18 protein-coding genes are annotated in these 17,844 nt (G+C 55.1%); 16 read left to right on the forward strand and 2 right to left on the reverse strand.

Annotated features, from left to right (window positions below):
• Positions 1 to 57: 57 nt before the first annotated feature.
• Genes lolD through ABDK11_RS08775 form a run of 3 tightly spaced genes read left to right on the forward strand, consistent with a single transcriptional unit; the run spans position 58 to position 2,407 of the window.
• Positions 58 to 807: a lipoprotein-releasing ABC transporter ATP-binding protein LolD gene (gene lolD, locus ABDK11_RS08765; RefSeq protein WP_346839913.1), complete on the forward strand. Its 750-nt coding sequence runs from the start codon at positions 58 to 60 to the stop codon at positions 805 to 807.
• The gene (locus ABDK11_RS08770) at positions 800 to 2,050 is read left to right on the forward strand and encodes a lipoprotein-releasing ABC transporter permease subunit (protein ID WP_346839914.1); all 1,251 of its coding nucleotides are present in this window, start codon (positions 800 to 802) and stop codon (positions 2,048 to 2,050) included. Before lolD ends, ABDK11_RS08770 begins: the two co-directional genes overlap by 8 nt.
• 51 nt (positions 2,051 to 2,101) lie before the next feature.
• The gene (locus ABDK11_RS08775) at positions 2,102 to 2,407 is read left to right on the forward strand and encodes a hypothetical protein (RefSeq protein WP_346839915.1); all 306 of its coding nucleotides are present in this window, start codon (positions 2,102 to 2,104) and stop codon (positions 2,405 to 2,407) included.
• Between the two features lie 94 nt (positions 2,408 to 2,501).
• Here ABDK11_RS08775 and ABDK11_RS08780 read toward each other — a convergent pair whose 3' ends face one another.
• On the reverse strand, positions 2,502 to 3,026 hold the full coding sequence (locus ABDK11_RS08780; protein WP_346839916.1) for a DUF2062 domain-containing protein: 525 nt from the start codon (positions 3,024 to 3,026) through the stop codon (positions 2,502 to 2,504).
• A 317-nt stretch (positions 3,027 to 3,343) separates the two neighbouring features.
• Here ABDK11_RS08780 and ABDK11_RS08785 point away from each other — a divergent pair, with 317 nt between their 5' ends.
• The 5 genes from ABDK11_RS08785 (at position 3,344) to prpF (ending at position 10,266) form a co-directional block, all read left to right on the forward strand.
• Positions 3,344 to 4,027, forward strand: coding sequence for a GntR family transcriptional regulator (locus ABDK11_RS08785; protein ID WP_346839917.1), 684 nt, complete (start codon positions 3,344 to 3,346; stop codon positions 4,025 to 4,027).
• Positions 4,028 to 4,040: 13 nt separating this feature from the next.
• Entirely contained in the window at positions 4,041 to 4,931 is an 891-nt protein-coding gene (gene prpB, locus ABDK11_RS08790; protein ID WP_346839918.1) for a methylisocitrate lyase, read from the forward strand.
• A gap of 107 nt (positions 4,932 to 5,038) precedes the next feature.
• Positions 5,039 to 6,166 (forward strand): 2-methylcitrate synthase, encoded by a 1,128-nt coding sequence (prpC, locus tag ABDK11_RS08795; protein WP_346839919.1) that lies wholly within the window; start codon positions 5,039 to 5,041, stop codon positions 6,164 to 6,166.
• A 306-nt stretch (positions 6,167 to 6,472) separates the two neighbouring features.
• Entirely contained in the window at positions 6,473 to 9,085 is a 2,613-nt protein-coding gene (gene acnD / locus ABDK11_RS08800; RefSeq protein WP_346839920.1) for a Fe/S-dependent 2-methylisocitrate dehydratase AcnD, read from the forward strand.
• A gap of 2 nt (positions 9,086 to 9,087) precedes the next feature.
• On the forward strand, positions 9,088 to 10,266 hold the full coding sequence (gene prpF, locus ABDK11_RS08805) for a 2-methylaconitate cis-trans isomerase PrpF (protein ID WP_346839921.1): 1,179 nt from the start codon (positions 9,088 to 9,090) through the stop codon (positions 10,264 to 10,266).
• A 254-nt stretch (positions 10,267 to 10,520) separates the two neighbouring features.
• Here the strand turns inward: prpF and ABDK11_RS08810 are convergent, their stop codons facing one another.
• Positions 10,521 to 11,483 carry an IS30 family transposase gene (locus tag ABDK11_RS08810; RefSeq protein WP_346838697.1) on the reverse strand — a complete coding sequence of 321 codons (963 nt, stop codon included), beginning with the start codon at positions 11,481 to 11,483 and terminating at the stop codon, positions 10,521 to 10,523.
• Positions 11,484 to 11,787: 304 nt separating this feature from the next.
• Here ABDK11_RS08810 and ABDK11_RS08815 point away from each other — a divergent pair, with 304 nt between their 5' ends.
• The 8 genes from ABDK11_RS08815 to ABDK11_RS08850 all read left to right on the forward strand — a co-directional run bounded on the left by ABDK11_RS08815 (position 11,788) and on the right by ABDK11_RS08850 (position 17,607).
• Complete coding sequence (locus ABDK11_RS08815; protein ID WP_346839922.1) at positions 11,788 to 12,276, forward strand: hypothetical protein; 489 nt, start codon at positions 11,788 to 11,790, stop codon at positions 12,274 to 12,276.
• A gap of 178 nt (positions 12,277 to 12,454) precedes the next feature.
• Positions 12,455 to 12,763: a transposase gene (locus ABDK11_RS08820; RefSeq protein WP_346839923.1), complete on the forward strand. Its 309-nt coding sequence runs from the start codon at positions 12,455 to 12,457 to the stop codon at positions 12,761 to 12,763.
• A gap of 11 nt (positions 12,764 to 12,774) precedes the next feature.
• Positions 12,775 to 13,617, forward strand: a complete 843-nt coding sequence (locus tag ABDK11_RS08825; protein ID WP_346840189.1) for an IS3 family transposase — start codon at positions 12,775 to 12,777, stop codon at positions 13,615 to 13,617.
• 47 nt (positions 13,618 to 13,664) lie between these two features.
• Positions 13,665 to 13,976, forward strand: a complete 312-nt coding sequence (locus ABDK11_RS08830; RefSeq protein WP_346839924.1) for a hypothetical protein — start codon at positions 13,665 to 13,667, stop codon at positions 13,974 to 13,976.
• 159 nt (positions 13,977 to 14,135) lie between these two features.
• On the forward strand, positions 14,136 to 14,918 hold the full coding sequence (locus tag ABDK11_RS08835; protein WP_346839925.1) for a hypothetical protein: 783 nt from the start codon (positions 14,136 to 14,138) through the stop codon (positions 14,916 to 14,918).
• A gap of 35 nt (positions 14,919 to 14,953) precedes the next feature.
• The gene (locus tag ABDK11_RS08840; protein ID WP_346839926.1) at positions 14,954 to 15,988 is read left to right on the forward strand and encodes a DUF262 domain-containing protein; all 1,035 of its coding nucleotides are present in this window, start codon (positions 14,954 to 14,956) and stop codon (positions 15,986 to 15,988) included.
• Between the two features lie 6 nt (positions 15,989 to 15,994).
• Entirely contained in the window at positions 15,995 to 17,011 is a 1,017-nt protein-coding gene (locus tag ABDK11_RS08845) for a RelA/SpoT domain-containing protein (protein WP_346839927.1), read from the forward strand.
• Between the two features lie 77 nt (positions 17,012 to 17,088).
• Positions 17,089 to 17,607, forward strand: coding sequence for a hypothetical protein (locus ABDK11_RS08850; protein ID WP_346839928.1), 519 nt, complete (start codon positions 17,089 to 17,091; stop codon positions 17,605 to 17,607).
• Positions 17,608 to 17,844: the final 237 nt, after the last annotated feature.

Below are 17,844 nucleotides of genomic sequence, written 5' to 3' on the forward strand. Positions count from 1 at the left end.
TTGATGATGGGCACGTCGCTTCGCTCCTTTGCCCATCCTACGCAGAATAAATTGTCGATGAACAGCCAAGTGGAAATAACAACGGAACAAGCGAGTCCGGCCGTCGCCCCGGATGCAGTGCTGGCCTGTCGCCAGCTGCGCAAGCATTACCAGCAGGGCAACAACCAGCTGGAGGTATTGCGCGGCGTAGAGCTGAGTGTGGCCAAGGGCGAAAAGCTGGCGATTGTCGGCGCCTCCGGCTCCGGCAAGTCGACGCTGCTGAACCTGCTCGGCGGCCTGGATACGCCCAGCTCCGGCGAGGTATGGGTGGCCGGGCGCGACCTGGCGCAGTTGAACGCCAACGAGCGCGGCTGGCTGCGCAACTCAAGCCTCGGTTTCGTGTACCAGTTTCACCACCTGCTGGGTGAGTTCTCGGCGCTGGAAAATGTCGCCATGCCGCTGCTGATCGGCAAGCAGTCGGTGGCGGCGGCGCGCAGCGAGGCCGAGGCCATGCTGCAGGCCGTGGGCCTCGGCGAGCGCCTGACCCACAAGCCGTCACAGCTGTCCGGCGGCGAACGCCAGCGCGTGGCCATCGCCCGTGCACTGGTCACCCGGCCCGCGTGTGTGCTGATGGATGAGCCCACCGGCAACCTGGACCGCGCCACCGCGAAAGAAATTCACCAGCTGATGGACAAGCTCAACCGCGAGCTGCAGATCAGCTTCGTGATCGTCACCCACGACCCGGACCTGGCCGCCTCCCTCGACCGCACCCTGCACCTGATCGACGGCCGCCTGGAGCGCAACTGGCACGAGGGCGACCGTGTTTAGGCCGCTGCCCGCGTTTATCGGCCTGCGCTACGCCGGCGCCCAGCGCCGCGGCGAGGATTCCGCCGGCCTGGTGTCGTTTATCTCCGGCCTGTCCATGGTCGGCCTGATCCTCGGCGTCGCGCTGATGATTGTGGTGATGTCGGTGATGAACGGCTTCGACCGCGAACTGCGCGAGCGCATTCTCGGCATCATGCCCCACGCCACCATCTACAACGCCAACCCGGATATCGACTGGCCGGCGCTACGCGACCAGCTGGCGGCATCGCCGGAAGTGGTGGCGGCGGCCGAGGTGTGGCAGGTGAACGCGCTGGCGCGCAAGGGCAGGGAAGTGACGCCGCTGCTGGTGCAGGGCATCAACCCCGACACCATCGGCAACGTTTCCAATATCGGCCGCTTCCTGAAGCCGGAGAGCCTGGCGCAACTGGCCGGCGGCGGCGTGATTCTCGGCCGCGGCCTGGCGGACAAGCTGGATATCAAGGTCGGTGAGCACCTGTCGCTGATTGTGCCCGACAGCAACGATAACAGCGGGCGCAGCGCCGCGCGCCTGGCCGGGTTCAAGGTGGTGGATATCTTCCACTCCGGCACCGCGCTGGACCAGTCGCTGGCATTGGTGTCCTGGGCGCAGGCCCGGGACCTGGCCGGCGATGCCGGCGGCGCCGGCGTGCAGCTGCGCTTCCACAAGATGCTGGAAGCCAACCGCATTCTGCGCGACCTGCTGAACCAGCTGCCGGCACAGAATTTCTACGGCAACGACTGGACCAGCACCCAGGGCAACCTGTATCAGGCGATCCAGATGTCGCGCAACCTAGTGGGGCTGCTGGTGCTGCTGATCATCGCCATCGCCGCCTTCAATGTGGTGTCCACGCTGGTGATGGTGGTGATCGACAAGCACAGTGATATCGCCATCCTGCGCACCATGGGTGCCAGTACCCGCGAGATCCTGCTGACGTTTGTCAGCCAGGGCGCGCTGGTGGGGCTGGTGGGCGCCGTGGTCGGCGGGATTCTGGGCGTGATCGGATCGCTGGCGGTGACCGACGTGGTGCGCGGTATCGAAGCCCTGTTCGGCGTGCATTTCCTGAAGTCCGATGTCTACCCGGTAGACTACCTGCCATCGCAATTGCACTGGCCGGATGTGGCGCTGGTGGTGGGCGCCGGCTTCCTGCTCAGCCTGCTGGCAACGCTGTACCCGTCGCTGCAGGCCAGTCGCGTGCAGCCGGCGGCGGCGCTGCGCAACGAACAATAATCACAGAGAATTTCGCCTGCCCGGCAGGCGAAATGGGGTGGGGGCAAGAGAATGACAAAGCGCAAAGAGTCAGTAACGTTCAGCGAATTCCTCGTCGCCTTCCATCGCCCGTCGATTGCCTGGTGGCCGTTTCCGTTTTTGCGCCCGGAAGAGGGTGAGCCATTCGGGCAGTTTCGCCTGTTTACCTGCGCGCTGCTCTATCCGCTGTTTGTCTGGTGTCTGGTCTCGCTGCTGCTGTTCCTGAAGCAGGGCGTTGGCGCTGACGCGCTGGTGTCCCTGTTCCCGCCGTTGTTTGTGCTGTTTGGCGGGTACTTCTGTGTGCTCGCGCACTGCTGGAAGCGGGTGCACGGCTCCTGAATCTGGGCGCGCGGTAGGTGTAGGGGAAGGAGTTTTCGCCGCTAGGGCAGGAGTGCTGACAATCCGCATTGCCGCCAACCGCGGCAATGCGTGCTCAGCCGGCCGTCGAGCGCTTCTGGATGCGCAGCTTCCAGCGCTTCACTACATGCCAGCGCCACAGCCCCTGCATCGCAAAGTAGGATACGGCGGCAAAGAAGACCCCCGCCAGCAGCGAGCCGAAGAACAGCGGCAGCCAGATTTTCCCCACTTCCTGCGTCAGCCACTGCCACGACAGTTCAATATGGAAATTCAGCGGCGGGGTGCCCAGAATCCAGGCGCCCAGTTTGTAGGTGCTGAAGAAGATCGCCGGCATGGTCACCGGGTTGCTGATCCACACCAGCGCCATCGAAAGCGGCAGGTTGCAGCGGAACCACAGCGCCAGCAGCGCCGCGATCAGCATCTGCCCGGGCAGCGGCAGGAAGCTGGTAAACACGCCCACGGCAAAGGCCACCGAAACCGAGTGGCGGTTCAGGTGAAACAGGTTGGGGTCGTGCAGCAGCTTGCCGAGGAACTTTAAGCCGTTATTGGCGCGTACCTGTTCCGGAGTCGGCAGCCAGCGCCTGATAATACTCTTCGGCATAACTTTATCGATCCGGGATAACCGGCAGCCTTAAACAATGCAATCATCGCCAGTGGATATGCGTCCACTCCGGTGAACCCTTTCCCATTTTCGCTCACTACCAAGCATAGAGTGCCGGGCAGGCGTGGACAGGCGCAGCGACGCGGGCGCTATTATGCCGCCTTCGCTGGAACAAGACTACTGCTCCGTGACACGTCAGTTCTCCCTCTGGATTGTCAACACTTGCCGGGGATTCTTCCGGTTGACGTCGAATCCTCACTGATTTATCGTGCCCGCACATTAAGATTGTCGACAATCTGGGGCGGGTGGATCAGCCTATGCAAATGCCGGATGCACAGCTGGAAGCGGAGGGGACGGGCCAGAGCCTGGCAGATCGCCTTTTTGTGACCTTGCGTGGCGAAATAGTCGAAGGCCGCATTCCCGCTGGCAGCAAGATCAGCGAACCCGAGCTGGCGCGGCGCTTCAATGCCAGCCGCGGCAGCCTGCGCGAGGCCGTGATGCGCCTCGAATCGCTCGGCCTGCTGGAGCGCCGCGTGCACGTGGGCGCCCGCGTGGTTGATCTCACCGAACGCGGCCTGCTGGAACTCTACGACGTGCGCGAGGCCCTGGAGGGCATGGCCTGCCGCCTGGCTGCCACCGAGCGCAGCGATGAAGACCTGGCCGCCCTGCGCCAGATGCTCGCCCGCCACGAGCAGCAGGAGGGCCTGCAGGCCGGCACCGCCTACTTCCAGCCGGAAGGGGATTTCGACTTCCATTTCCGCATCGTGCAGGCCTCCAACAACGACCTGCTGATCGACACCCTGTGCAACCGCCTCTACTACCGCGTGCGCATGTACCGCTACCAGCTGGGCATGGCCAGCCCGCGGGCCAAGCGCGCGTTTCGCGAGCACAGCCATATCATCGAAGCCATCGAGGCCGGGGACGGGGAGCTGGCAGAACTGCTGATGCGCCGCCATATCCGCGCCTCGCGACAGAATATCGAGAGGAAACTCTCCCACTAAACGGAGCTTACCTATGACCCAAACAACGAGCCAGACACTGTCTGCCGGCGCGCGCTTCCGCCGCGCCCTGAAAGAGAACAACCCGCTGCAGGTTGTCGGCACCATCAACGCCTACAGCGCCATCATGGCCGAGCGCATCGGCCACAAGGCCATCTACCTGTCTGGCGGCGGCGTCGCCAACGCCTCCTACGGCCTGCCGGACCTGGGTATGACCAGCCTCGACAATGTGCTCGAAGACGTGCGCCGCATCACCGCCGCCAGCGAACTGCCGCTGCTGGTGGATATCGACACCGGCTGGGGCGGCGCCTTCAATATCGCCCGCACCATCAAGGAAATGATCCGCGCCGGCGCCGGCGCCGTGCATATCGAAGACCAGGTAGCGCAGAAGCGCTGCGGTCACCGCCCGAACAAGGAGATCGTCTCCAAGCAGGAGATGGTCGACCGCATCAAGGCCGCGGTTGACGCGCGCACCGACGACGACTTCTTCATCATGGCGCGCACCGACTCCTTCGCCCAGGAAGGCCTCGACGCCGCCATCGACCGCGCCCAGGCCTGTATCGAAGCTGGCGCCGACGGCATCTTCGCCGAGGCAGTGACCGAACTGGAACACTACCGCGCGTTCAAAGATGCGTTGAATGTGCCGATTCTCGCCAACATCACCGAGTTCGGCAAAACCAAGCTGTACAACACCAAGGAGCTGGGCGAGTCCGGCGCCGATATGGTCCTGTACCCGCTGTCCGCTTTCCGCGCCATGAACAAGGCCGCGGAGAACGTCTATACCAGTATTCTCGAAAACGGCGACCAGCAGGCCGTGGTCGACACCATGCAGACCCGCGCCGACCTGTACGACTACCTGAACTACCACGACTTCGAGCAGAAGCTCGACGAGCTGTTCAAGAAGTAATTGGCACTGCACCAGGACCCGAATCGGTAGCAGCGGCGGGGCGGCCATCCGCCAGCGGCCGCTGCTGCAAGACACAGTACAAACTTGAGAGAAAAGGGAAATAGAAAATGGCAGAGAAACAACTCAGCGGCGCCGGCCTGCGCGGCCAGGTAGCAGGCAAAACCGCACTGTCCACCGTCGGTGTATCCGGCTCCGGCCTGACCTACCGCGGCTACGACGTCAAAGACCTGGCGGAACACTGTGAATTCGAAGAAGTCGCCTACCTGATTTTCTACGGCGAACTGCCCACCAAGGCGCAGCTGGCCGACTACAAAGGCACCCTGAAAGGCATGCGCGGCCTGCCGCAGGCACTGAAAGAAGTGCTCGAGCGCATTCCCGCCGACGCCCACCCGATGGATGTCATGCGCACCGGCTGCTCCATGCTGGGCAACCTCGAAGGTGAAGAGAGCTTCGACCAGCAGCTGGAAAAAGCCAACCGCCTGCTGGCCGCGTTCCCGTCCATCATCTGCTACTGGTACCGCTTCACCCACGACAACGTGCGTATCGATACCGAAACCGACGACGACTCCATCGGCGGCCACTTCCTGCATATGCTGCGCGGCGAAAAGCCCAACGCACTGCACGAGCAGGTGATGAACGTGTCCCTGATCCTGTACGCCGAGCACGAGTTCAACGCGTCGACCTTCACCGCGCGCGTGTGCGCCTCCACCCTGTCTGACCTGTTCAGCTGCATCACCGGCGCCATCGGCACCCTGCGCGGCCCGCTGCACGGCGGCGCCAACGAAGCCGCGATGGAACTGATCGAGCGTTTCTCCTCCGCCGACGAAGCGGAAAAGGAACTGCTGGGCATGCTGGAGCGCAAGGAAAAGATCATGGGCTTCGGCCACGCGATCTACCGCGAATCCGACCCGCGCAACGCCATCATCAAGCAGTGGTCCGAAAAGCTGGCCGCCGACGTGGGCGACACAGTGCTGTACCCGGTGTCCGTACGCTGTGAAGAAGTGATGTGGCGCGAGAAGAAGCTGTTCTGCAACGCCGACTTCTTCCACGCCTCCGCGTACCACTTTATGGGCATCCCCACCAAGCTGTTCACCCCGATCTTCGTGATGTCCCGCCTCACCGGCTGGGCCGCCCACGTATTTGAACAGCGCGCCGACAACCGCATCATCCGCCCGAGCGCAGAATATGTCGGCGTGGAACCGCGCAAGGTGACCCCGATCGCCGAGCGCGGCTGATTCACTCGCTGAGTCGTCATTCCGGCGCGCGCCGGTGTGGCGACGGTTGTTTGAATAGAATCGCGAAGCAGAATGCGAAGGGACTGGTAGCGGGAGCTGTTTGCCAGACCTTATGAGGCATGGATGCCGATTAGAGCCTACAGGGATGTATTCACGGCGTGTCTGGCAAACAGCTCCCGCTAGCAGGCCCGCCCAGAATTTCCTTAGTGGCAGGGTGTTTCAGCCCGGAAAGTCCGATCGCGGCCAAGGGTGGATAGCCCTCCCGCCGCTCCTACAGGGGCCCGCGCCTCAATAGACTGACAGATTATGAATACCGAATACCGCAAAAACCTCCCCGACACGGATCTCGATTATTTCGACACCCGCGCCGCCGTCGACGCCATCCAGCCCGGCGCCTATGAAAAACTGCCCTATACCTCGCGCATCCTCGCGGAAAACCTCGTGCGCCGCTGCGCACCGGAACAGCTCACCGACGCGCTGAAGCAGATCATCGAGCGCAAGCGCGACCTGGACTTCCCCTGGTACCCCGCGCGCGTGGTGTGCCACGATATCCTCGGCCAGACCGCACTGGTGGACCTCGCCGGCCTGCGCGACGCCATCGCAGAGCAGGGCGGTGACCCGGCCAAGGTCAACCCGGTGGTGCCCACCCAGCTGATCGTCGACCACTCCCTCGCGGTAGAGCACCCCGGATTCGAACAAGGCGCGTTCGCAAAGAACCGCGCCGTGGAAGAGCGCCGCAACGAAGACCGCTTCCACTTTATCAACTGGACCAAGACCGCGTTCGAAAACGTCGACGTCATCCCGCCCGGCAACGGCATCATGCACCAGATCAACCTGGAGAAGATGTCGCCGGTAGTGCAGAAGAAAGACGGCGTCGCCTTTCCGGACACCTGTGTCGGCACCGACAGCCACACCCCGATGGTCGACGCACTCGGCGTTATCTCCGTCGGCGTCGGCGGCCTGGAAGCCGAGAGCGTCATGCTCGGCCGCGCCTCCGCCATGCGCCTGCCCGATATCGTCGGCGTCGAGCTGACCGGCAAACTGCAGCCCGGCATCACCGGTACCGACATGGTGCTGGAATTGACCCAGTTCCTGCGCCGCGAGCGCGTGGTCGGCGCCTACCTGGAATTCTTCGGCGAGGGCGCGGCCAGCCTGAGCCTCGGCGACCGCGCCACCATCGCCAACATGACGCCGGAGTACGGCGCCACCGCCGGCATGTTCGCCATCGACGAGCAGACCATCGACTACCTGAAGCTTACCGGCCGCGAAGACGAGCAGGTGGCCCTGGTAGAGAAGTTCGCCAAGGAAACCGGCCTCTGGGCCGACAGCCTCAAAGAGGCCGACTACGAGCGCGTACTCAAGTTCGACCTCTCCTCAGTAGGCCGCAACCTGGCCGGCCCGTCCAACCCGCATGCGCTGCTGCCGGTCTCCGAACTGGCCAACCGCGGTATCGCGAAGGAATGGAAGGAAGAAGAGGGCCTGATGCCCGACGGCGCGGTGATTATTGCCGCCATCACCAGCTGCACCAACACCAGCAACCCGCGCAATATGATTGCCGCCGGCCTGATCGCCCGTAACGCCAACAAGCTGGGCCTGACCCGCAAGCCGTGGGTGAAGACCTCGCTGGCACCGGGTTCCAAGACGGTGAAAATGTACCTGGAAGAAGCCAACCTGTTGCCGGAACTGCAGCAACAGGGCTTCGACGTGGTCGCCTTTGCCTGTACCACCTGTAACGGCATGAGCGGCGCGCTGGACCCGGCGATCCAGAAAGAAGTGATCGACCGCGATCTGTATTCCACCGCCGTGCTGTCGGGCAACCGCAACTTCGACGGCCGCATTCACCCCTACGCCAAGCAGGCGTTCCTGGCCTCGCCGCCGCTGGTCGTCGCCTACGCGATTGCCGGCACCATCCGCTTCGATATCGAGAGGGACATACTGGGCCACGATCAAGACGGCAACCCGGTCACCCTGAAAGATATCTGGCCGAGCGACGAAGAGATCGACGCGATCGTAAAAGCCAGCGTAAAGCCGCAGCAGTTCCGCGAGGTCTATATCCCGATGTTCGATCTGGAGAAGGGCGAGAGCGAGAAGGGCCAGCCGCTGTACGACTGGCGCCCGATGAGCACCTACATCCGCCGCCCGCCGTATTGGGAAGGTGCCTTAGCGGGAGAACGCGCACTGAAAGGCATGCGCCCGCTGGCCGTGCTGGGTGACAACATCACCACCGACCACCTGTCGCCGTCCAACGCGATTCTCGCCAGCAGCGCCGCCGGCGAATACCTGGCGAAAATGGGCCTGCCAGAGGAGGACTTCAACTCCTACGCGACGCATCGCGGCGACCACCTGACCGCGCAGCGCGCCACCTTCGCCAACCCGAAACTGCTGAACGAAATGGTGCGCGACGACAACGGCGAAATTAAACAGGGCTCCTTCGCCCGCGTGGAGCCGGAAGGGCAGGTGACCCGCATGTGGGAAGCCATCGAAACCTATATGGAGCGCAAGCAGCCGCTGATCATCGTTGCCGGCGCCGACTACGGCCAGGGCTCATCCCGCGACTGGGCCGCCAAGGGCGTGGCGCTGGCCGGTGTGCAGGCCATCGTCGCCGAAGGTTTCGAGCGCATTCACCGCACCAACCTAATCGGCATGGGCGTACTGCCGCTGGAATTCCAGCCCGGCACCACCCGCGAGACCTTAGGGCTGGACGGCACCGAGACCTACGATGTGATCGGCGAACAAACCCCGCGCGCCACCCTGACGCTGGTGATTCACCGCACTCTTGATAATGGCGAGAGGGGTGAAACGGTCGAAGTACCGGTAACCTGCCGCCTCGACACCCAGGAAGAAGTCTCCATCTACGGCGCCGGCGGTGTCCTGCAGCGCTTCGCCAAGGACTTCCTCGAAGCGGAGGCGCAGGCCTGACCATGACATTCGCACCGCAAATAAAGATCCCCGCCACCTATATGCGTGGCGGCACCAGTAAGGGCGTGTTCTTCCGCCTGCAGGACCTGCCCGAAGCCGCCCGGGTGCCGGGCAGCGCCCGCGACAACCTGCTGCTGCGCGTGATCGGCAGCCCCGATCCCTACGGCAAGCAGACCGACGGCATGGGCGGTGCCACCTCCAGCACCAGCAAGACGGTGATCCTGTCGAAGAGCGAGCAGCCGGATCACGACGTGGATTACCTGTTCGGCCAGGTCTCCATCGACAAACCCTTCGTCGACTGGTCCGGCAACTGCGGCAACCTGACCGCCGCCGTCGGCGCCTTCGCCATCAACAGTGGTTTTGTCGATGCAGCGCGGGTGCCGCAGAACGGCATCTGCACCGTGCGCATCTGGCAGGCCAACATCAACAAGACCATCATCGCCCACGTACCCATCACCAATGGGGAAGTGCAGGAAACCGGCGATTTCGAACTGGACGGCGTCACCTTCCCCGCGGCAGAGGTCCAGATCGAATTCATGGACCCGGCCGATGGAGAGGGGGCCATGTTCCCCACCGGCAACCTGGTGGACGACCTGGAAGTGCCGGACGTCGGCACCCTGAAAGCCACCATGATCAACGCCGGCATCCCGACCATCTTCGTCAATGCTGTGGATATCGGGTACGTCGGTACCGAACTGCAGGAAGCCATCAACGGTGACGACAAGGCGCTGGCCATGTTCGAGACCATCCGTGCTTATGGTGCGAAGGCCATGGGCCTGATCGACAAGGTGGAAGACGCGGCCGGCCGCCAGCATACCCCCAAGGTCGCGTTTGTCGCGGCACCCAAGGGCTACACCGCCTCCAGTGGCAAGCAAGTCGCGGCTGCGGATATCGACGTGCTGGTGCGCGCAATGTCCATGGGCAAGCTGCACCACGCCATGATGGGCACCGCCGCGGTGGCCATCGGCACCGCCGCTGCGATTCCCGGCACGCTGGTCAATCTGGCCGCTGGGGGCGGGGAGCGCAATGCCGTGACCTTCGGCCATCCATCCGGTACCTTGCGGGTTGGTGCGGAAGCGGAAGTCGTCAACGGCCAATGGACTGCTACCAAGGCCATTATGAGCCGTAGTGCGCGGATTTTGATGGAAGGGTGGGTGCGGGTGCCTGGTGATTCCTTCTAAGCCAAAGGGCACGAGCATTATTGGCTTACTCTATTCGCTGTTACGTCTTCTTGTAATGGCTCCTAAAGGGGGGCAATAGCCTCCCTGACACATCTTCTAAATCTCCAAATGGCTATTGCCTGTACGGTAAATAGCCGAATTCCTGTTCAGCCCTCCAAGATCACGAGACGCGTCGTCTATCCATCGTGAAATACTTCTAAGTCATTGACTTTCAAAGAAGGCTTAGTATCAAGTTTGAACCGCGACAATAGCCATTAGATCCCATAATACATTTCCTCTGGAGTTTTGTAGCCAAAGCGTTTTCTTGGTCGCTGATTGAGGCGATTGGCAATTTGATTGCACTGCTGCTGGGTAAGGCCCTCCATGCTTTCCGTTTTGGGTAAGTATTGGCGAATGAGCCCATTGATGTTCTCATTGCTTCCCCTTTCCCAGGAGTGATATGGATTGGCAAAGTAGAATCTCACGTCGTGACGCCCTTCAATCTTCTTGTATTGATGGAACTCTGTACCGTTGTCTGCTGTGATCGTCTTGAACCCAGCTGGATCCCGATTTATCAGGCTTATGACTTTCTTATTTAGCGCCGCTGTAGATTTATCCGGCAGCTTGCCGATCATCACATAGCCCGTCTTCCTCTCAGATAACGTCACTATACAATGATTGCTACCTCGCCCATGGACAGTATCGATCTCCCAGTGACCTTGGTATTTTCGGCTTTCAACACTAACCGGGCGTTCAGATATATGTCGTTTATCAGCTAGCCTTCCTCGGCTGTCATAGGCCTTGTAGCGCTTCCGCCGCTGCTTAGATGATTGTCGCAAGTGTGTCCATAACGTGCCACCGGCGGCTTTATCTCGCCAAATGTACTGATAGATTGTTTCATGGCTTATACGCTTAGCCATCAAACCAAATCGGCGTATATAGCCGACAACCTGCTCAGGGCTCAGCTTTTTCCGAAGTAGATTTCTAATTACCTTGAAGTCACCATGGCTGTATTGTCTGTTACGCCTCGAGCGCCTTCGCCTTGCAACAGTGCGCCGATGGGCTTTACTAGGTCGATATGAGCCGTCAATATGGTGGCAGCTGTTTCTATTGATTTCGCGGTAGATGGTGCTGCGATGTCGATCGAGGTTTTTGGCTATAGCGACTACAGAAAACCCTTGTTTTCTCAACGCAGCCAAGATATACCTCTCTTCTGAGGTGATCTGCTGGTACTTCATGGTTATTTTTCACTTCTTGGCGGGAGTAAAAAGACCTCAGTATCGCAGGTCACCTCTCTTAATAATAACAGTGTCGCACTTAGTATATGAATTCGGCAGGCTTAATATGATCATGACGCGTCAGACGAAAAATAAATATCGACGCATCGTGTTATCGCATCGACGTAATGGCGTGATGATATTTCAACCTAGTGAAAACCGTGGGTTTTCTCCTCTTTGAGGAAAAGCGTGCGTCGTGCATAGACAACAGCTGGATATATAGACGCGTCTTTTGAATAAACTGTTAAGCGATCGAGGAAAAAAGTTGATCGAGTTAGTAAAAAGTTTCGTTACTAAATCTTTAGGTTTTCTTCTTCCTTGGGTAATGCGAAAGCTGTATCCAGAAGAAAAACTCAAGAATATGATGGATGTAATGATAAGTAGTGAATACGAGGCCGTGACAATAAATTGCCAAAACCCTCCATCTGCGAGAGTGTGCTTGGAGGTGACAAACCGAAGCCCGTTCACGGTCAAAATAACTGGTGTCGAATGTGAGATTGAATGGGCAGGTACAATAGCTAAGTTGGTATCAATAAAACATGAAGAGCTATCACCAAATGCAAAAATTCAGATATTTTTAAGAGCTCCGATAGGTGGCAGGCAAGCTGATTTTGTGCTGAGTCGTATGGAAAATATGAAGCCAAGAATTATCACTGAAGTTCATTCTGCAACGAACTTCAGCATGTATACGAAGCTAAAGGATGCCGAAACTACGAGCTTTAGAGTCCTAGGTTCTAGCGCAGTGCCCGCTTAACAAAGCAATGCAGCCGACGCCTTACTTTGTGCACTTTTTGCACAGTCGCTGCGCTCCTATTTTCGTGCAAAAAGCACACAAAGTAAGCCGCGTCTGATTACGGCGTTATATGCAAGACTTACCCACGTTTAGTAGACACCCTGTATAGTTAGGTTTCGGCCTAACACGGAGGTGTACCATGGGTAAGAAAAGAACTCAGGCGTATACGGAAGAATTCCGTAGAGAGGCGGTAAAAAGAGCGGAAAAGCCTGGAGTTACTACGGCTTCAGTAGCTCGAGAGCTAGGTGTCAGTGCCCAGCAGATCTATAACTGGCGACGACAGTTCAATCGACTCTCAGAGAAGCAATTCAATCGCCTGGATGGGGTCGATTACTCCAAGCAGGAGAGCGCTGAAGTGCGCCGCCTGAAGAAGGAGCTGCATGAGGCTCGTCAGGAGGTCGATTTCCTAAAAAAGGCAGCTGCGTACTTTGCGAACCACCAAGAGTAAAGTACGCACTGATATGCGAGCATGTAGGGTTGTGCCCGGTACGCTTGATGTGTCGGTGCCTCGAAGTATCCGCTTCGGGCTATTACCGTTGGATCAGCCGAGAGGAAAGCCCTCAGGCGATCCGTAGGAAGCGGGTTACGGAGCGGGTTAAGGACACCTTTGAGAGCTTCAAAGCCCGCTATGGTGCTCCGAGGATCGCCCGTGAGCTGATGGAAGCAGGGATACCTTGCTCCACCAACTATATCGCTGGAATCATGCATAAAGAGCATATCCGGGCGAGGAACGGTAAGGGCTTCCGTTATAGCCGGCCAGTTGAGAGTAAGGTGAACGTGGCTGCCAACCTGCTGAAGCGCTGCTTCCAGGTGGATCGCCCTAACCGACGCTGGACGAGTGACATCACCTACATCTGGGTGAGAGACCGCTGGCTCTATCTCGCGGTGGTGATGGATCTGTATTCACGACGCATTGTCGGTTGGGCACTAGATACCCAGATGACAGAAGAGCTTACGCAGCAGGCATTGAAGATGGCTCTGCTGCAAAGGAAGAGAACGCCGGGCTTGATTGTTCATTCAGACCGGGGCGTTCAATATCGTGCTCAGGGATATCAGGACCTGCTAATGAAGAATAGATGCCGATCCAGCATGAGCCGACAAGCGAACTGTTGGGATAATGCCGCGATGGAGTCATTCTTCAGTCGCTTGAAGGTGGAGCTGGTGTATGCCGCGAGCTTTGAGAGTGTGGATCAGGCGAAGTCCGAGGTGTTTGAGTACATCGAGGTTTTCTACAACAGGGCACGTAGGCACTCTACACTGGGTTATATAAGTCCAGATGAGTATGAGCGCAAATGCGCGTAGTTAGAGTGTCTACTTTTTGTGGGTAAGACCAATGGCAAGGAGAAATGATGCCAAAAGTTAGAATTCAACATTTTACAAAGACAGGGTCTTTAATAGGTGACCCACTTTTTATCGAATCTCACTACACGCCTAGAGTTGGTGAACTTATAGATTCTGGCCATTTACTAGGGCTTGAATCGAAAAGTATGTTTATTATTACTGGTGTAGTTCACCGAGCAACACCCGATGGGTTGCAACCATGTATCTCTGCTAAAGAGTGGTATAAAGGACTTCGAACTGAAGTTCTAGAAGATTTTGGCTGGTTGCCACAATCTGCAGAAACAAATTTAGGCTATGACGAAGATTACTACTTCGACTAAGGCCATTTAACAAAGCGAGGCAATTCGTTCCTGCCCTATGGGCCTCCATCGGACAGCTTGATTTATGCACAGGTCGCTTCGCTCCCATTTTTGCGCATAAAGCGCCCAAAGCAAGCTGCCGCTGCTCGCGGCGTTATGCAAAAAGTTGAGAACAGCGCTATGAGCAAAGAATGCTCTGATGCTTTAAGCGGAGTAGAGAATTCACTTAGGCTAATAATTAATAAAGTGGGTGAAGATAGTTATGGCAATAACTACATAGATCAACTCGGAGTTGATCCAAAGAAGATCAAAAAGTGGGAAAAATCGAGAGAGAAAGAGGGTTCTAAAAGATCAGCAGGAATCAAAGAGAAAAGATTGCTCTACTACTCTGATTTTTATGATCTAGAAAGAATTATCATAGATAACTGGAGTTTATTCAATCCTGTTTTTTCGGATAAATGTCAAACGCAAGTATACCTTGATCGCCTTAGAACATTGAGAAATCCAGATGCGCACCGGCGCAGTTTGACTAACGTAGAAAAATCACTTGTTATCGGTATGGCTGGTGAAATCAGAACAAAGGTAGCACGCTTTATGGCCGAAAAAGATACACCTAATGAGTACTTTCCGCGTTTTGAGGCGCTGTATGATAGCTTAGGGAACCACTTTGGCCAGAATGATAGACCTACTCTTCGCGTTGGAATGTCTATTGAATTCATTGCAGAAGCTTGGGATCCTTATGGTGAAGATCTAGATTTTCAGTGGTCAGTTTCTCCTGGTTTACAAGAAACACTACAAGATTGGTCTAGCTCAAATCGCTTCACATGGAATATACGTGAGGAAAATGTATCTAACCCTGCTCATGTAAATGTAAACATGAAAAGCAGGAGGGCGCACCATGCGGAGCGAAATAGAGATGCTGGGTGGAGCATGCAATACACAGTGCTTCCGAAGAATATATAACATCAGCATCAAGAAATCTCTACCAAGGAAAAAAAGTGAATAGAAAACAAAATTTTCAAACAATCGCATGGTTCAATGATATTTACACCAGAAAGCTCTTAGACTTAACGCCACCATATCAAAGAAGAAGCGTATGGAATCAGGATTTTAAGGATTATTTTGTCGATACCTTGCTATTGAATTATCCGGCGCCAGCTATATTCCTCTATGAAGAAATTAATGATGAGGGGGTAGCTACATACCATGTGGTGGATGGGAAGCAGCGATTAACTACTATATTCGAATTTGTGAACAATGAATTTACAGTATCTGATAAGGCACAAATAAGTGAATATAGAGGAAAATACTTCAGAGATTTAGATACGGATGTCAAAAAAAGTATCTGGTCTTACCAGTTTTCTGTCGAATATCTTCCTACAGATAATGAAGGAACTATTAATAAGATCTTCGACAGAATAAATAGAAATACAGCAAAGCTATCAAATCAGGAATTAAGGCATGCTCAGTTCGACGGCGCTTTCATCACATCATGTGAGGAGATGACCGCATGGATGTCTAAGAATCTACCAGATGGATTCCCCAAAATAAGCTCCCAATCTAAAAAGCAAATGAAAGACGTCGAGTTCGTAGCGCACCTACTATTGCTGCTCGATATTGGTCCAAAAGGTCATTCTACGCAGTCGCTAGATCAAGCCTTTTCAGATCGTGATATTGAATGGGAGTCTAAGTCCGATGTCGAAGATATTTTCAAATCAACGATTAAGCATATTAAGTCTATTCGTGAACTTGATACGGACGGAAAATTCTTAAGATCACGATTTAAAAATCAAGCAGACTTCTACTCACTTTTTGGGGCGATTTCAGAACTTGTAGAAGCAGATGAAATTAAAGACAAAGATACGCTTCTGCAGGGTTTAATCGCTTTCTCTGAAGCAGTTGATAATGAAGAGGCAAGGGAAAATGACGATACTCTAGAGGAATACTATAAAGCAGCTAGATCAGCATCAAATGATAGCGGGCCGCGATCTGCTAGGATAAGAATTGTCAAAGATGTCATTCAAAAAAGGTGATGAATAATGAGCTATTCATCATTGCTTCTCAGGTATTCTGAGAATTTAGGGCTCTTAAACAATATTCAGAGCAGGGTCAAGGGAATAGTTGGCCCGTTTTGCGAAGAAAGCGGTTTTTTATTCGAAGGAAGAATAAAATCTCAAGAGTCAGTATCTGAAAAGTTAGAAACCGGGATGTATTCGAGCTGGGACGAACTAACAGATCTTTATGCCTGCACCATCGTTATAAACCTTCCAGATCAAGAAAAACAAGTTCGCGATTTTGTATCTGAATTCTTCGTTCTAGACACAGATAAGTCTAGGTATAAAGGAAAGCAAATAAAACCTGCGGATGTATTTCGTTATGACTCTACGCGACTGTACTGCAAAATTAAAAAGCCTGGCCATATCGACGACTCTGAGCCGCTGTATGACATTCAATTTGAAGTTCAAATTAGGACTATATTTGAATACGCGTGGTCAAAAACTACACATGCCCTAGCTTACAAGTCGCCTGTGGTGGACTGGAAAAGGCAGCGGCTAGCTGCACAGTTAAAAGCTGCGACAGAACAGATTGAAACATTGGTTCTTGCCTTTGATCACGCCAGTGAGTACATACTCGAAAGTAAAAGTCCTGATATAGAAGATCAAACTAAAATCCATTTATTCTTTACCGAGCTTTTCAGGGAAGAGTTGCTGCCTGCAGAATTAGAGCCGTCTGATTGGACGAGATTCTCGAGCAATGTGTATAAATTATTCCAGATAAGGGCTAATCAAAAGCCATCAGGGCGCTCTTATTATCATATAAAAGAAATTGACAGCTTGCTTGGTTGCATTGGTAGGTATATTAAGAAAACTGGCGCAGAATCAATACCTAAAAGCATGTCATTGTTTCAGTTAATCGCATGTATACTTTTCGATGGGGTCGCTGATCTTAAAGAAAGTAATCTAGAAAAATATAGTTTGTTGGTCACTCAGGAAATGAAAGATCTTTTCCCAAAACTATCAATCCCATGCAAACTATTCGATATTGCAAAGGTATAACAGCGCATGATGTCGGACTGGTTCTATGTTGTACTTCAACCTGGCCGCAAATGCGGGCATTATGCATCGGAAGGAAAATGAAGCACCGAGATATACAACCAGCGCATGAAGAATCAGTTCTTAATAGCTTCAAGTCGTTCTTGGAAGATAGTGGCACGTCGCTTACGGTTTTAGATCGGCCAGATCCGCCCGATGCAATGGTAACAATAGGCGATGAAAATAGTTGGGTTGAAGTAACTGACGCGTTCCAGAGCCCGGACTGGGCAGAAAGTCTCACTTCAAATGCAGCGGATGACAAAATTCACAAGCCTTATCAAAGAAGAGTAATTTGTGAGCCAGATCGCCAAGCATGTGAAGCGATTAAGGAGGTAATTCTAAAAAAATATAGGAAAAAATCTATGAAAGGGCTGCATTCTAAGTATGGCCCTGGGGTTCTTCTTGTGGGGGCATACACGCCAATGATTTCACCTGAAGAAATCATTGAGCAAAGCAGAAGCGAAATATTATCTGAAATAGTTAGTATGTCGCCTATATTTGAGTTCATATATCTATACAGAAATTCACATGATGGACATGTTTTCTATAAGCTGCTGTAGGATGTCGTGGTCCATACATATTTGAATAAATGGGGTCACCCATTAGCACCCACTGATTCTTCCTTCCATTAGTCTATAGCGATAACAAAGAGGGAGGGGAAAATTCGATGGCCAGATTGCCGCGCCTCGGTCCTGCGGGGATTCCGCAGCATGTCGTACAGCGGGGCAACAACCGGTAGGTTTATCAGGGCATGATCGCCTACGCCGGTTGGCTAAAACAGTATGCAAAGGAATTCG

The sequence above is a fragment of the Microbulbifer sp. SAOS-129_SWC genome (assembly GCF_039696035.1).
Lineage (GTDB): Bacteria > Pseudomonadota > Gammaproteobacteria > Pseudomonadales > Cellvibrionaceae > Microbulbifer.

Excerpts from the sequence above, each read along its gene's own strand:
- ABDK11_RS08785 (WP_346839917.1), top strand. The coding sequence starts at position 3,344 with ATGCAAATGCCGGATGCACAGCTGGAAGCGGAGGGGACGGGCCAGAGC.
- ABDK11_RS08850 (WP_346839928.1), top strand. The coding sequence starts at position 17,089 with ATGAAGCACCGAGATATACAACCAGCGCATGAAGAATCAGTTCTTAAT.
- prpC (WP_346839919.1), top strand. The coding sequence starts at position 5,039 with ATGGCAGAGAAACAACTCAGCGGCGCCGGCCTGCGCGGCCAGGTAGCA.
- prpF (WP_346839921.1), top strand. The coding sequence starts at position 9,088 with ATGACATTCGCACCGCAAATAAAGATCCCCGCCACCTATATGCGTGGC.
- prpB (WP_346839918.1), top strand. The coding sequence starts at position 4,041 with ATGACCCAAACAACGAGCCAGACACTGTCTGCCGGCGCGCGCTTCCGC.
- ABDK11_RS08835 (WP_346839925.1), top strand. The coding sequence starts at position 14,136 with ATGAGCAAAGAATGCTCTGATGCTTTAAGCGGAGTAGAGAATTCACTT.
- ABDK11_RS08780 (WP_346839916.1), bottom strand. The coding sequence starts at position 3,026 with ATGCCGAAGAGTATTATCAGGCGCTGGCTGCCGACTCCGGAACAGGTA.
- ABDK11_RS08775 (WP_346839915.1), top strand. The coding sequence starts at position 2,102 with ATGACAAAGCGCAAAGAGTCAGTAACGTTCAGCGAATTCCTCGTCGCC.
- ABDK11_RS08845 (WP_346839927.1), top strand. The coding sequence starts at position 15,995 with ATGAGCTATTCATCATTGCTTCTCAGGTATTCTGAGAATTTAGGGCTC.
- ABDK11_RS08810 (WP_346838697.1), bottom strand. The coding sequence starts at position 11,483 with ATGAAGTACCAGCAGATCACCTCAGAAGAGAGGTATATCTTGGCTGCG.
- ABDK11_RS08830 (WP_346839924.1), top strand. The coding sequence starts at position 13,665 with ATGCCAAAAGTTAGAATTCAACATTTTACAAAGACAGGGTCTTTAATA.
- ABDK11_RS08820 (WP_346839923.1), top strand. The coding sequence starts at position 12,455 with ATGGGTAAGAAAAGAACTCAGGCGTATACGGAAGAATTCCGTAGAGAG.
- acnD (WP_346839920.1), top strand. The coding sequence starts at position 6,473 with ATGAATACCGAATACCGCAAAAACCTCCCCGACACGGATCTCGATTAT.
- lolD (WP_346839913.1), top strand. The coding sequence starts at position 58 with ATGAACAGCCAAGTGGAAATAACAACGGAACAAGCGAGTCCGGCCGTC.